Origin of the sequence: Streptomyces sp. NPDC092045, from assembly GCF_044756005.1 — a bacterium.
Lineage (GTDB): Bacteria > Actinomycetota > Actinomycetes > Streptomycetales > Streptomycetaceae > Streptomyces.
The window spans coordinates 173,778-187,356 of the sequence record NZ_JBIVSC010000006.1; the positions used below are offsets into that span (position 1 = coordinate 173,778).

The window sequence follows — 13,579 nt, forward strand, 5'->3', positions numbered from 1 at the left end:
TGCCTGTCGCACGCATGACAGCTGTGATCGTGAGCGTCTTCCCTGCCAGTCAAACGACCTCATACGGGGAAGAAAGAGCGTTCGCTCGTCCCGGACCACCCGTCAGTCACCGCCCGGTGCCAGGCGGTTCGGAGAGCCCCGTCCCCAGCGCACGCCGCAGGCGAGCCTCCGCTCGTCTCTCCGGCGTGCGTGGAAATCCATGAGGAGAGTCCGTGTCACTCCTGCCGCGCAGAACATCGCGCAACCGGCGAGCCGCCCTCGCCGGCTTGCTCACCAGCGCCCTCGCCTCACTCGGCCTTCCCCTCGCCCCGACCGCCACGGCCGTCCCCGCCGCAGCTCCGATCGCCGAATCCGCCACGGGCACCTACCTGGTCACCCTCGCCGACGAGCCCCTGGTCACCTACGACGGCGGCGTCGGCGACCTCCCCGCCACGAAGCCGGCCCAGGGCGGCAGGCTCGATGTCGCCTCGGCCGCCGCCAAGCGGTACCGCACCCACCTGACGGACCAGCAGAATCGCGTCGCCAAGAAGGTCGGCGCCACCGTCCGCCAGCACTACGCGGTCACCACCAACACCTTCAGCGCCCGGCTCGACGCCCGCCAACTGGTGCGCCTCGCCCGCACCGGGAGCGTCGTGCACATCGCCCCCGACCGCTTCCACCACGCCACCGACGACCGGAACTCCACCGACTTCCTCGGACTCTCCGGCCGCAACGGGCTGTGGAAGGCCCTCGGGGGGACCGCCGAAGCCGGGAAGGGCATCGTCATCGGCGACATCGACACGGGCATCTGACCCGAGAACCCCTCCTTCGCCGCCCCGGCCCTGAGCTCCCGCAAACCCGGCACGAAGGACCGCCACCGCCCCTACCGCGTGGGCACGACCACCGTGATGCACAAGGCGGACGGCGCCACCTTCAAGGGCACCTGCCAGACCGGCGACGGCTTCACCGCCGCGGCCTGCAACGAGAAGGTCATCAGCGCCCGCTACTTCGGCAAGGCATGGTTCGACGCCGTCCCGGAGTCCAACCGGGCCGGATACGTCTCCCCGCGCGACAGCCAGGGCCACGGCACCCACACGGCGGCCACCGCGGCCGGCAACGCCGACGTCCGCGCCACGGCCGGCGGCGAGGACCTCGGCACCGTCTCCGGCGTGGCCCCCGCAGCCGCCATCGCCGTCTACAAAGCCCTCTGGCAGAGCAAGGACGGCCAGGCGGACGGCGGCCTGACCAGCGACCTCGTCGCCGCCATCGACCAGGCCGTCGCCGACGGCGTGGACGTCATCAACTACTCGCTCGGCGCCGCGTTCGAGAGCACGTACGACGACCCGGCCCAGGTCGCGCTCCGCAACGCCGCCGCGGCCGGAGTCTTCGTCGCCACCGCCGCGGGCAACTCCGGCCCGGGAGCGTCCAGCCTCTCCAACACCGCGCCCTGGACCACCACGGTCGCCGCCGGCAGCCCCGTCACCGGCAAGGTCACGGTCACGCCCGACCGGGCCCGCGTCACCCCTGGCGTGCCGACCGACCTGACCGCCGCCTGGTCCGGCGTGCCGGCGGACACCCGGTCCGGCGCCTGGATCGAGTACGGCAACGGGGCGGGCTCCTTCCTGACCCTCAACTGAATCCCGGCACCCACCGGCGGGGGCGGCACGCACACACGTGCCGCCCCCGCACGCGCGCTCCGCACATGCCGGCTAACTCCAGGCCGTCGCGGCGGGCGATCTCCGGCGGGTAGGCGGTCAGGGTGCGCAGGCGCGGGGGCCGACGAGGGGTGCGAGGCTGGGCGGTCCGCCCTCCCCCACGCCGATGGCCAGAACCCCGGGCCGGGGCGGGCGGCGGCCGCCGCACCGGACGGCGGGGCCCGTGTCGAAGAGGTGCAGCAGGGCCTTGCCGGGCGCGGGCGCCCCCACCACGAAGGAGGCCCCGTCGACGCCCGCCTCCTCCAGGGCGTCCCGCACGCGGTCGACCGCGTCCTGCTCCGCCCGCACGTCACCGGCCAGCCAGGCCCGCCCGGGCCGGAACCGCGGCCTGGCCGTCGGCACGCTCCAACTGCCCCTGGCCACCCGCCCCTCGACGTACCCGCCGGGCGCGGCGAGCCGTTCCGCGTCGTCCTGGAGCAGGAGCCGCGGCAGGGGCTCCCAAGTGGCGGCGTCGTGCATCGAGGGCGACTCCCTTCCTCCGGAGGCGTCAGGAGAAGCCGGGGTGCGGGCGGCAGTGGATCATCGATCATCCGGCTGTCGTCACACCAACTCCGCGTCGGGCCCCGCGACGCGGGCGTCGTGCCGGTGCGGCGCGGGCGTCGTGCCCGTGCGAGCGCTCCGAGCGGGGCGCCCGGTGTTCGATCACCCGCGACCGACACCTCCCCCCCGCAACCCCGAACCGGGTGACAAGACCATAGCCGTCCGGGATCCCCGGGGGCCGTTCATGGCATGCTCGTTCCATGACGGGTAGCCGCGACGAGCCGGACGTCCCCGAGCCGGGAAGCAGCGGCTTCGGGGGAGCCCCCGCGCTCTCCCCTACGGCCGGTGAGGGATCCGTCTTCTCGTCGAGCCGCTACGTGGCCCGACGGCAGCCGACGATGACGGCCGCGGACACGCGCGCGCCCGCCCTGACCGCGTCCGCGATCCAGGAGATGCTCGACGGACTGCCCGGCTCGGCGATCTTCCTCGTCCCGCTGCCCGGGGCGGACGGCGGGGTCGCGGACTTCCGGATCGTGGCCGCCTCGCCCGACGCGCTCGACATCGCCGGCCGCAGGGGCAAGGAGCTGGTGGGGCTCAGCGTCCTGGAGACGTATCCGAGCGTGCTCGGCACCGACCTGTGGCGCGGTTACCTCGACGCCCTGGAGAACGGCGTCCGCCACGAGGGGGAGCCCTTCGCGTACGAGGAGGTGCTCGCCGGCGTTCCCCGCCTCTCCCGGTTCGCCGTCCGCGCCGCCGCCTGCCAGGGCGGGCTGATCGTCTCCTGGGTGCGCCTCGACAGCGGCGAGCGCGAGCAGCGCCGCCTGGAGGTGATGCAGCGCCTGGGGAACATGGGCTGGGCCAACTGGGACCTCGTCCGGAACACCATCACCTGGTCCGAACAGGTCTACGACATCTTCGCCCGCGACCCCTCCCTCGGCCCCATGACCCTGGAGGAGCTGCCCCGGCACGTCCTGGACGACGACCTGCCCGCCCTGGGCACCGAGGTGCACCTCCTCCTCGGGGACGGGCGGTCCATCGACCACACCTTCCGCATCACCACCCCCCACGGGGAGGTCCGGCACCTCCGGATCGTCGCGGAGGCCGAGGCGGACGCCCACGGCTCGCCGGTCGAGGTCCACGGCTTCTTCCAGGACCTCACCACCGTGAAGCGGACCAAGGAGCAACTGCTCGAACGCGAGCGGACCGCCCTGGCGCAGCAGGAGACGCTGGCCGCCGAGCGCGTCCTCGCCACCCGGCTCCAGCACGCCCTGCTGCCCCTTCCCCAGCAGTCGCTGAGCCTGGCCGGCCTCACCGTCGACGTCGCCTACCAGCCCCTCCAACAGGGGCTCAACGTCGGGGGCGACTGGTACAGCGCCATCGAACTGCCCGACCGCAGCGCCCTGCTCGTCGTCGGCGACGTCGCCGGCCACGGGCTCGACGCCGTGGCCACGATGGCCCAGCTCCGCTTCACCGCCAAGGGCATGGCCATCACCGGCACCCCGCTCGCCACGATCCTCGCCCGCCTCAACACCCTCCTGTGGCACAGCGCGGACCGCGCCTTCAGCACGGCCACGATGGTCATGGGCCGCTACGAGCCCTCCTCGGGCATCCTCACCTGGGTGCAGGCCGGCCACCTGCCGCCCCTGCTCCTGCGCGACGGCGAGCCCCGCTACCTGCCGTCGCCCCGCGGCGTCCTCCTGGGCGCCACGACCGCCCCCCACTACGAGTCGTCCGCCATCCGCCTGCTGCCCGGCGACCACCTGCTGTTCTTCACCGACGGCCTGGTCGAGGCCCCGGGCGTGCTCCTCGACGACGGGCTCGACCACCTGGCCCGCACGGTCGCCGGGCTCGGCGACGCATCGCGGCCCCTGGACGCCGTCCTGGAGGCACTCGTCGACCCGGCCACCCGCCGCGACGACATCTGCGTCCTGCACGTCAGCGTCTGATGGGGCGGACCGGTTCGGCGAGGCCCGGCGGGCCCCTCGTGCTCCACGCGAACCTCGTCTCCGACCTCGCGGTCGACCCGGGGGAGCGCGAGGTGCTCCGCGCCTGGGCCGAGCAGGCGCCCCGGGAGGCGTGGCTGCTGCGGCCCGGCGACGTCCTGGTCTCCCCGGTGCCGGTCGGGGAGGAGTTCCTGCGGTACGTCTGCGGGCTGACCGGCGTCCCCCGGGACTCGGTCGCGGTGGTCGTCCCGCCGGGGGACGGTACGGCGGACGCGTGCCGTCACGTCGTCGGGGCGGTGGGCGGGCGGCCCCTCCGGGCGGTCCTCCCCACGGCCCTGGACGGCGCGGCGATCGGCCTGGCGCGCGCCCTGGGCGTTCCCGTCGCCCCGTATCCCTCTGTGGCGGCGGCCGAGGCCGCCCTCGGCGTGACCGGGCTGCTCAACACCAAGGCCGGGTTCCGGAGCGTCGCGCCCGCGCTGGGCATGAGGTTGCCGGACGGCCTGGTCCGCCGCCGCGACGGGGTGCCGGGCGCCGTGCGGGAACTCCTCGCCTCGTACGGACGGGTCGTCGTCAAGCCCGACCGGTCGGCGGGCGGCCACGGCATGCTCTTCCTCGCGGAGGCGGAGGCGGAGGCGGACGACGCGGCGGACGCGCCGGATCCGTGGACCGGCGGGCTCGCGCCGGTCGGCGGCCCCGAGGGGCTGTGGGTCGTCGAGCGGCGGATCGACGTGGCCCGGTCGGTGAGCGTGCAGATGGAGACGGGGCCCGGCGGGACGCGGGCGCTGTTCAGCGGCGAGATGCGGACCGCGGACGGCGCCTTCACCGGCTACCTCTCGCCCCTGCCCGAGCCGTCGGCGCACGTCGCGGCCACGCTGGAGGCCTGGGGGCACGCCCTGGGCGGCTTCCTCGCGGCGCGCGGGTACGCAGGGCCCTTCGGGCTCGACGCGATGGTGACGCCCGGCGGCGAGGTCTTCGCGGGGGAGAGCAACGTGCGGCGCACGGCCACCACCACCCCGCAGGCCATGGTGACCCGGCTCGTCGCAGGCGACGTGAGTGGCGTCGGGGGCGGGACCGGGGGCGGAGGTCCGGTCTGGGCGACCGGCAAGGTCCGCGCCCCGGTCGCGTACCCCTTCGCCGCCGCCGTCGAGCGGCTGCGCCGCGAACGGCTCGCCTACGACCCGGCGCGCGCCGAGGGGATCGTCCTGTACGCCGGACCGCCGCCGGACGGCCTGACCTGGCGTTACGCGGTGATCGCCGGCGACCACGCGGGCGTGGCGCGGTACGAGGAGCTGCTGCGGGCCTCCTGGGCCTCCGCCCCCGGCGGCCCTACGGCTCGATCAGGCCCACCCGGATCGCGTAGCGGGTGAGTTCGAGGCGGTCGCGCATGCCCAGCTTCTGGAGGAGGTTGGCGCGGTGGCGCTCGACGGTCTTCGGGCTGATGACGAGGAGGTCCGCGATCTCCTTCGAGCTGTGGCCCTCCGCGACGAGCTTGAGGATCTCCTCCTCGCGCTCGGTCACGGCCTTGTCCGGCAGGGGCCTGCCCTGTTCCGCCCGGTCGAGGTAGGTGCGGATCAGGGCGGTCTCGGCGCCGGGGTAGATGAACGGCTCGTCGCGCACCGCCGCCCGGCACGCCTCCACCAGGTCCCGGTCGGCCACGGACTTCAGGACGTACCCGCTCGCCCCGGCCTTGAGCGCCTCGAAGAAGTACTGCTCGTTGTCGTACATCGTGAGGATCAGGATCCTCAGCTCCGGCTGGAGGCGGCTGAGTTCGCGGGCCGCCTGGAGCCCCGTCCGGCGGGGCATGGAGATGTCGAGGACGGCCAGGTCGACCGGCTCGGAGCGGGCCAGGGCGACGGCCTCCGCCCCGTCCGCGGCCTCGGCGACGACCGTGAGGTCCGGCTCGGCGTCGAGGATCAGCCGCACGCCGTTGCGCACCAGGGCGTGGTCGTCCGCGAGCAGGATGCGGGTCGGGCGCTCCCCGGTCATGACGCCTCCCTCCCCGCGCCGTCGGTCGTGCCTGTCCCCGGCCCCGCGCCGTCGGTCGTGACGGCGCCTTCCCCCGTACGGCCGGTCGTGACTGCCCTCGTCCCCGTACCGCCGGTCGTGACGGTCCCTTCCCCCGTACCGCCGGTCATGGCGGTCCCCGTTCCGCTGTCGCCGGTCATGCCGTCCCCCCTCGCCGTACCACCGGTCACGGCGTCCTCCTCTTCCGGACCGCCGGTCATGCCGTCCTCCTCTTCCGGACCGCCGGTCACGGCGTCCCCTCCTCCGTGCCGTCGGCCGTGCCGTCCTCCGCGTCCCTGCGGGGCCCCGCGCCGCCGGCCGTGTCCAGGCGGACCTCCGTCCCCCCGTCCCTTCCGCCACGGACCGTCAGTTCCGCGCCGATCAGCAGGGCCCGCTCGCGCATGCCCCGCAGCCCGGCGCCCTCGGGCGCGTTCCCGATGCCCCGCCCGTCGTCCCGTACGAGCAGACCCACCCCGCCCCGGGGCAGGAGCCGCAACCGCAGGTCGACGTGGCTCGCGCCCGAGTGGCGGGCGGTGTTGGTCAGACCCTCCTGCGCCACCCGGTAGAGCACGAGTTCCGTCTCGTGGTCGAGCTTCGGCAGGCCCGCGTCGATGTGGGGCCGCACCGTCAGACCGCGCGTGGAGAACTCCGACGCCAGCGACCTGAGCGCGCTGTGCAGCCCCAGCTCCTCCAGGACGCCCGGCCGCAGCCGGCGCGCTATGCGCCGGATCTCGTCGAGGCTGCCCCGGGTGGTCTCCTGCGCCTGGAGCAGCTCGGCCCGCAGGTCGGCGGGGGCGTGGTCGGCGGAGTGCTTGAGCTGGAGCAGTACGGCGGTGAGGGTCTGCCCCACCTCGTCGTGCAGCTCCTGCGCGATCCGCCGGCGCTCGGCCTCCTGGGCGGACAGCACCCGGGCGCTGCTCGCGGCCCGCTCGGCCTCCAGCCGGTCGAGCATCGTGTTGAACGTACGGGTCAGGTCGGCGATCTCGCCGCCCCCCGCCACCTCCGCCCGCCGGCCGGGCCTCAGCAGGTCCGCCGTCCGCATCACCCGGGTGAGGCGCTGGAGCGGCGCGAGGCCGACCCGCAGCAGGAAGGCGTTGGCGACGAGCATCGCCACCAGGCCGGCCACGAGGACGAACGCCTCGCCGACGAGGACCGGGGTGGAGACCGTGACGGGGCCGAAGAGCAGCAGCACGGCGACGACCAGGATCGCGGCGTTCAACAGGAAGAGGCGCCAGTACAGCGACACCGTCCCGCCTCTCCCCGGGCCCGACGCGTCGCCCGGCCGCTCGATGCCCACCGCGTGTTCGATGCCCACCGCGCATCGGGTGCGTCCCGCGCGTCCGGTGCGCGCCGCGTGCCCTCCGGCCCGCGGCGGGACCCGTGTCCCGCCTCATCCTGACCGGTTTGTCGGGGTTCTGTCCATCCGTGCTGACACCCATGTTCCGCGTCTCCGCGCGGATGGCACCATAACGGGGCCGCGGGGTGCGGGACGACGCCGTTCCCCCCGTGGCGCATCCCTTTCCACGAAAGGCCGGAACCGGCCCCGACCGGCTGCGACCGGTCACGACGACAGGAGGCGACGGGCCAGTGCCTGCCCCGCGGACCAGAACGACACCCCTGCCCGGAATCGGAGTCCAGTACGACTTCACGACGCGCGAGCACCAGCACCTCTCGGTCATCGCGCACCGCGACGGAACGCGGACGGTGAACGTCTACCGGGCCGACGACCCCGACGCCTGCGCCCAGTCCCTCCACCTCACCGAGGGGGAGACGGCCTCCCTGATCGACGCGCTGATGCCCGCGCACCACAGCCCCAACGTCCTGCACACCACGGACCTGGGCCTCGTCGCCGAGCGGATCGAGCTGTCCGCGCACTCGTACTGGAACGGGCGCGTGCTCGGCGACACCCGGATGCGCACCGAGGCGGGCGCCTCCGTCGTGGCCGTACTGCGCCGCTCCGGAGCGATTCCGTCCCCGACGCCGGACTTCCGGCTCGCGGGCGGCGACACCCTCATCGTGATCGGCACCCGCGAGGGCGTCGACGCCGCGGCCGCGATTCTCGGACGGGAGTGAGGGGAGGGTGCATTCCGCTGTCTTCCTGATCGAGTTCGGCGCCATCATCCTCGGCCTGGGCCTGCTCGGCCGCTTCGCGGCCCGGTTCAGCTTCTCCCCGATCCCGCTCTACCTCCTCGCGGGCCTCGCCTTCGGCAACGGCGGTCTGCTGCCGCTCGGCGCCAGCGAGGAGTTCGTCGCCATCGGCGCCGAGATCGGGGTCATCCTCCTGCTCCTGATGCTCGGCCTGGAGTACACGGCGAGCGACCTGGTCTCCAACCTGAAGACCCAGTACCCGGCCGGGCTCGTCGACTTCACCCTCAACGCCCTGCCCGGCGCGGTCGCCGCGCTGCTGCTCGGCTGGGGGCCGGTCGCCGCCGTCGTCCTGGCGGGCGTCACCTGGATCTCCTCGTCCGGAGTCATCGCCAAGGTCCTCGGCGACCTCGGCCGCCTGGGCAACCGCGAGACCCCGGTCATCCTCAGCATCCTGGTCCTCGAAGACCTGGCGATGGCCGTCTACCTGCCCATCATCACGGCCCTGCTCGCCGGCGTCGGCCTGGCCGCCGGCAGCGTGACGCTGGCCATCGCCCTGGGCGTGGCCGGACTCGTGCTCTTCCTCGCCCTCCGGTACGGGCGCCTGATCTCGCGGTTCGTCTCCAGCGACGACCCGGAGAAGCTGCTCCTGGTCGTCCTCGGTCTGACGCTGCTCGTCGCCGGTGTCGCCCAGCAGCTCCAGGTCTCCGCCGCCGTCGGCGCGTTCCTCGTCGGCATCGCCCTCTCCGGCGAGGTCGCGGAGGGCGCCCACACCCTGCTGAGCCCGCTGCGCGACCTGTTCGCCGCGGTGTTCTTCGTCTTCTTCGGCCTGCACACCGACCCCGCCAGCATCCCGCCGGTGATCCTGCCGGCGCTCGCCCTGGCGATCGTCACCGCGCTGACCAAGATAGCCACCGGGTACTGGGCCGCGCGCCGGGCCGGGATCGGGGTCAAGGGCCGCTGGCGGGCGGGCGGCACGCTGGTCGCGCGCGGCGAGTTCTCCATCGTCATCGCCGGCCTCGCCGTCAGCGCCGGTGTCCAGCCGCAGATGGGGCCCTTCGCCACCGCCTACGTCCTGGTCCTCGTCGTGATCGGGCCGCTCACCGCCCGCTTCACCGAGCCGGTCGCCGCCTACGTCATCCGTCGCCGGGGCACGCCGACGCCCCCGGCCGCGGGAGACGGGGCGGCGCTCGCGGGGTCCGCCCCGGACCTCTCGAAGGCCGGCAGCGGCGACGTGGAGGCGGGAAGCGGGGCCTCCGGCCGCGTCTGACGCCAGGTCGTGAGCAGGTGAAAGGCCCGGGGGCACGTCCCCCCGGGCCTTTTCCTCGTCTCCGGGCCTCAGCTCCGGGCCTTTCCCGGTCCCCAGGTCTCGGCCCCGGGCCTTTCCCTGTTCCCGGGCCTCGGCCCCGGGCCTCCTTCTCGTGCCCGATCCCTCAGCCGGTGATCTCGACGGTCTCGCCCTGGGGCTTCTGCGGCTCGGCCCCGTTCTGCTTCGGCTTCCGGGTGATGCCCTGGAGCAGCTGTGCCAGGTCGACCCCGGTGGTGGAGGAGAGCAGTTCGACGCCCTGGGCGACATTGTCCGCGACCGTGCGGGAGAGCTGGCTCGCGCCGTCGGTGGAGATGACCGTCATCTTGTCGACGGCCGACAGCGGCTCGGAGGCCTTGGCGACGACCTGCGGCAGGACCTCGACGAGCATCTGGAGGACGGCCGCGTCCCCGTACTGGGAGAAGGCGTCGGCCTTCTTCCGCATGGCCTCGGCCTCGGCGGAGCCCCGCGCGGCGATGGCGGCGGCCTCGGCCTCGCCCTCGATCCGTACGGCGTCGGCGAGCGCGGCGCGGTGCGCCTTCTCGCCCTCACCGGTCAGGCGGGAGCGCTGCGCGTCGGCCTCGGCCTGCTTGACCAGGGCGATGCGGCGGGCCTCGGCCTCCTGCTCGGCCTGGTAGCGGGCGGCGTCGGCGGGCTTGCGGACCTCGGTGTCGAGCTGGCGGTCGGTCAGCGCGGCCTGCCGCTCGGCGACCTTCTCCTGCTCGGCGAGGATGTCCTGCTGGCGGGCGGCCTCGGCGAGCGGACCCGCGGCGTTGGCCTGGGCGGCGGCCTCGTCGGTCTGCGCCTTGATCTCGGCCTGCTTCAGGTAGAGGGTCCGCTGCGCGACGGCGATCTCCTCCTCCGCCTTCAGCCGGGCCTGCTCGGCGGCGCGGCGGGCCACGGCCTCGGCGATGTCCGCCTCCTGCTTGGCGCGGGCGGCCTCGGGGCGTCCGAGGTCTTCGAGGTAGGAGCCCTCGGTGGTGATGTCCTGGATCTGGAAGGCGTCCAAGACCAGGCCCTGGCCGGACAGGCTGGCCTCGGCCTCCTCGGCGACCTGGCCGGCGAAGGCGGCGCGGTCCCGGATGATGTCCTCGACCGACATGCGGCCCACGATGGAGCGCAGCGCGCCGGACAGGACCTCCTGGGTGAAGCCGACGATGCCGTCCTGCTGCATCAGGAAGCGCTGCGCGGCCGCCCGGATCGAGTCCTCGGTGCCGCCGACCTTGACGATCGCGACGCCCTCCAGGTTCGCCTTCACGCCGCGCAGGGTCACCGCGCCGCGCACCGCGATCGGGATGTGCCGGCTGGAGAGGTCGAGGGTGAACTTCTGCTGCACGAACGGCACGACGAACACGCCGCCGCCGACCACGACCTTCTGGCCGCTGTTGTCGGTGAAGACGCGGCCGGTGGTGGGATCGGTGGCCTGCTTGCCGCGCCGGCCGGTGATGATGAACGCCTCGCTGGGACCGGCGACCTTGTAACGGGTGACGACGACGAGGCCGAGCAGAACGACGAGGACGACGATCCCGAGGACCGCTGTCAGTACAGGACTCATGGCGAAATCCCCTTGAGTGGAACGTGAGTGAAAAGGGTGGGACGAAAGGGCGGCGGAAAAAGGCAGGCGGCCGGGTCAGCGTTCGACGGGACGGACGGTGACCGACGTCGACGACAGGACGGACTCGACCCAGACCTCGGCGCCCCGCGCCACGGGTGCGGCGGCCTTCGCCGCGTACTTCACCGGCTGCCCGCCCAGGTACAGCAGGACCTCGCCGTAGCCGGTGACGGGGATCGCCGTCACGACCGTGCCCGAGGTCCCGGTCAGGTCCTCGCCCCGGGGCGCGGGCGCGTCGTCCCGGAGCAGGGCCCGGCTGAACCGCCAGGTCAGCCAGCCCACCAGGGCGCCCGCCGCGGCACCGACGAGGGTCGCGGTGACGGCGCCCGCACCGGCGGCGCCGGTGGCGACGGCCCCGGTGAAGCCGAGGGCCGAGACGAAACCGGCGATCACCGGGAGGGACAGGAATCCGTCCACCCCGATGCCGACGCTTTCCAGGACGCCGTCGAAAACCAGGGAGAGGGCCAGGACGACCAGTCCGGCGATTCCGAATCCGAGAAACCAAACCACGTGCTGTGCCCCCCTCGGCCCCCGTGACCGGCTCGCGCTTTCGCACCCGCGTGTTCCCGCGTGCGCGTCTCTCGCGCCGAGCCGTGAAATCATGCCCTCGCGTCGTGAAAGTACCCCATTGTCCCATGGCGTAGACCTGTGGAACATGGGTGCCGGTACCCATTGACGCCCACGCCGGTATTCCGGCGGTGAATTTCCCGAGCCCTGCGAGGCTACCCGAATTCCTTTCCGCCGGGGAGGGGCGGGAGGGGCGGGCGGGACCGGGGGAGAACGGTGCGGCGTCCGGGGGAGGGCCGGGCGATCCGGGGCAGGAGGGCCGGGGCGGACGGCCGGGTCGTACGGCTTCCTCCGCCCGCTCAGTACGATGGCCTGCCGACCGGGCGGGCGGTGGACGGGGCCGCCGGGCGCGGCAGGAGCGGAAGGGCGGCGGCATGGTGGACCGGAGCGAGGACGGGACGGAGGGCCCGGCCCGCAGGCGCGGGCAGGGCGAGCTGGAGGCCCAGGTGCTCGCCGTCCTCCGCGAGGCGTCCGAGCCGGTGCCCGTGGCGTGGGTGCGGGAGCGGCTCGGCGGCGGCCTCGCCTACACCACCGTGATCACCATCCTGACCCGTCTGTGCGCGAAGGGCGCCGTCGAACGCGAGCGCGACGGCCGGTCCTTCCGGTGGACGGCGGTCGCGGACGAGGCGGGGCTCGCCGCGCTGCGGATGCGGAGGGTCCTGGACGCCGAGGCGGACCGGCAGGCGGTCCTGGCCAGCTTCGTGACCGCACTCTCGCCGAACGACGAGCGACTCCTTCGTGAACTCCTCGCCCCGGAGGCCGGGGAGGAGGAAGGCTGACCGCCATGGGAGTCTTCGTCTTCCTTCCCCTGGTCCTTCCGCTCACCGCGTGGCCGGTCGCCCGGCTCGCCGAACAGCGGCTCCACCCCCGCACCGCGACCCGGCTGCTCGCCGCCGTCGCCGGTGTCTCCGCCGTGTGCAGCACGCTCTGCCTCGGACTGCTCGTGATCGTGGGCACCGCGCAACTGCCCGGCAACCCGCTCCCCGACAGCTGGTCGGACCCCGACGTGCGCGCGGCCGTCCCGTACGACGAGATCGCGGGCCGCGCCGCCATCCCCGCGCTGCTCGCCGTCCTGGTCTCCTGCGCCGTCGCCGCGTGGCGGCAGGCGCGGGTGCGCCGCCGGACGGCGGGCGCGCTCGCCGGGCTGCCGCCGACGTCCGTCGCGGTGCTGCCGGACCGCACGCCGTACGCGTACGCGCTCCCCGGCGGTCGCGGGCACGGCCGCGGGCGGGTGGTGGTCAGCACCGGCATGCTCGCCGGGCTCGGGTCCGCCGAGCGCCGGGCCCTCTTCGCCCACGAGAGGGCCCACCTGAACGGGCGTCACCACCGGCACCTGCTCACGGTCCACTTGGCGGCCCGCGCCAATCCGTTCCTGCGCCCGCTGCGCACCGCCGTCGCGTACTCCGCCGAGCGCTGGGCCGACGAGGAGGCGGCGGCCGAGGTCGGCAGCCGCCGCACCGTGGCCCGGGCGATCGGCAAGGCCGCGCTGCTGGCCCCGCGCGCGCCCGCCGCCACGCTCCCCGCCCTGGCGGCGGTGGGCCCGGTGCCCCGGCGGGTCGCCGCCCTGATGCGCCCGGCCCCGATGGGCCGCGCCTGGCCGCCGGTGTACACGGCCGCCGGTCTGGCCGCCTGGGGCGCCGCCTTCGGCACGACGGTCTCGGCGCTGTCCTCGGCCAACTCGGCCGTCACGCTGTACTTCGTGCTGCACGCGGCGACGACGTCGGTGTAGCCGGTGCGGCGAAAGGCCGGTGCGGCCGGCACGTCGGACCCTCGGCTCCCGGCGTGCCGGCCGCACCGGGACCGCCGGACCGGAGGTCCGTCCGGCGGCTCGGGACCGCCGGCGCCCCCTAGGGCGTGTGTGGAAAGTCCCGCCTGCCCGGCGGTGACC

13 protein-coding genes are annotated in these 13,579 nt (G+C 74.4%); 8 read left to right on the forward strand and 5 right to left on the reverse strand.

The window, feature by feature from the left end; genetic code table 11:
• Positions 1–212 precede the first annotated feature (212 nt).
• Positions 213–791 carry a protease inhibitor I9 family protein gene (locus ACIQKA_RS18720; protein WP_402541585.1) on the forward strand — a complete coding sequence of 193 codons (579 nt, stop codon included), beginning with the start codon at positions 213–215 and terminating at the stop codon, positions 789–791.
• 78 nt (positions 792–869) lie between these two features.
• The gene (locus ACIQKA_RS18725) at positions 870–1,616 is read left to right on the forward strand and encodes a S8 family serine peptidase (RefSeq protein WP_402541587.1); all 747 of its coding nucleotides are present in this window, start codon (positions 870–872) and stop codon (positions 1,614–1,616) included.
• Positions 1,617–1,733: 117 nt separating this feature from the next.
• Here the strand turns inward: ACIQKA_RS18725 and ACIQKA_RS18730 are convergent, their stop codons facing one another.
• Positions 1,734–2,153 carry a hypothetical protein gene (locus ACIQKA_RS18730; protein ID WP_402541589.1) on the reverse strand — a complete coding sequence of 140 codons (420 nt, stop codon included), beginning with the start codon at positions 2,151–2,153 and terminating at the stop codon, positions 1,734–1,736.
• Positions 2,154–2,434: 281 nt separating this feature from the next.
• Between ACIQKA_RS18730 and ACIQKA_RS18735 the strand changes: the two genes are divergently transcribed.
• Positions 2,435–4,120, forward strand: a complete 1,686-nt coding sequence (locus ACIQKA_RS18735; protein ID WP_402541591.1) for a PP2C family protein-serine/threonine phosphatase — start codon at positions 2,435–2,437, stop codon at positions 4,118–4,120.
• A 38-nt stretch (positions 4,121–4,158) separates the two neighbouring features.
• On the forward strand, positions 4,159–5,484 hold the full coding sequence (locus ACIQKA_RS18740; RefSeq protein ID WP_402541593.1) for a peptide ligase PGM1-related protein: 1,326 nt from the start codon (positions 4,159–4,161) through the stop codon (positions 5,482–5,484).
• On the opposite strand, the gene ACIQKA_RS18745 is transcribed toward ACIQKA_RS18740, so the two are convergent.
• A complete protein-coding gene (locus tag ACIQKA_RS18745; protein ID WP_383441838.1) occupies positions 5,444–6,103 on the reverse strand; it encodes a response regulator in 660 nt (219 codons plus the stop codon). The genes ACIQKA_RS18740 and ACIQKA_RS18745 overlap by 41 nt on opposite strands.
• 265 nt (positions 6,104–6,368) lie before the next feature.
• Positions 6,369–7,367, reverse strand: a complete 999-nt coding sequence (locus tag ACIQKA_RS18750; protein ID WP_383432309.1) for a histidine kinase — start codon at positions 7,365–7,367, stop codon at positions 6,369–6,371.
• Between the two features lie 341 nt (positions 7,368–7,708).
• On the opposite strand from ACIQKA_RS18750, the gene ACIQKA_RS18755 reads away from it, so the two are divergent.
• Positions 7,709–8,194 (forward strand): cation:proton antiporter regulatory subunit, encoded by a 486-nt coding sequence (locus tag ACIQKA_RS18755; protein ID WP_383151586.1) that lies wholly within the window; start codon positions 7,709–7,711, stop codon positions 8,192–8,194.
• 7 nt (positions 8,195–8,201) lie between these two features.
• A complete protein-coding gene (locus tag ACIQKA_RS18760; RefSeq protein WP_402541596.1) occupies positions 8,202–9,476 on the forward strand; it encodes a cation:proton antiporter in 1,275 nt (424 codons plus the stop codon).
• A 163-nt stretch (positions 9,477–9,639) separates the two neighbouring features.
• Here the strand turns inward: ACIQKA_RS18760 and ACIQKA_RS18765 are convergent, their stop codons facing one another.
• Positions 9,640–11,067, reverse strand: a complete 1,428-nt coding sequence (locus tag ACIQKA_RS18765; protein ID WP_383151584.1) for a flotillin family protein — start codon at positions 11,065–11,067, stop codon at positions 9,640–9,642.
• Positions 11,068–11,142: 75 nt separating this feature from the next.
• Entirely contained in the window at positions 11,143–11,634 is a 492-nt protein-coding gene (locus ACIQKA_RS18770; protein WP_383151583.1) for a hypothetical protein, read from the reverse strand.
• A gap of 431 nt (positions 11,635–12,065) precedes the next feature.
• Between ACIQKA_RS18770 and ACIQKA_RS18775 the strand changes: the two genes are divergently transcribed.
• Entirely contained in the window at positions 12,066–12,470 is a 405-nt protein-coding gene (locus ACIQKA_RS18775; protein WP_383432257.1) for a BlaI/MecI/CopY family transcriptional regulator, read from the forward strand.
• A gap of 5 nt (positions 12,471–12,475) precedes the next feature.
• On the forward strand, positions 12,476–13,420 hold the full coding sequence (locus ACIQKA_RS18780; protein WP_383151581.1) for a M56 family metallopeptidase: 945 nt from the start codon (positions 12,476–12,478) through the stop codon (positions 13,418–13,420).
• Positions 13,421–13,579 lie beyond the last annotated feature (159 nt).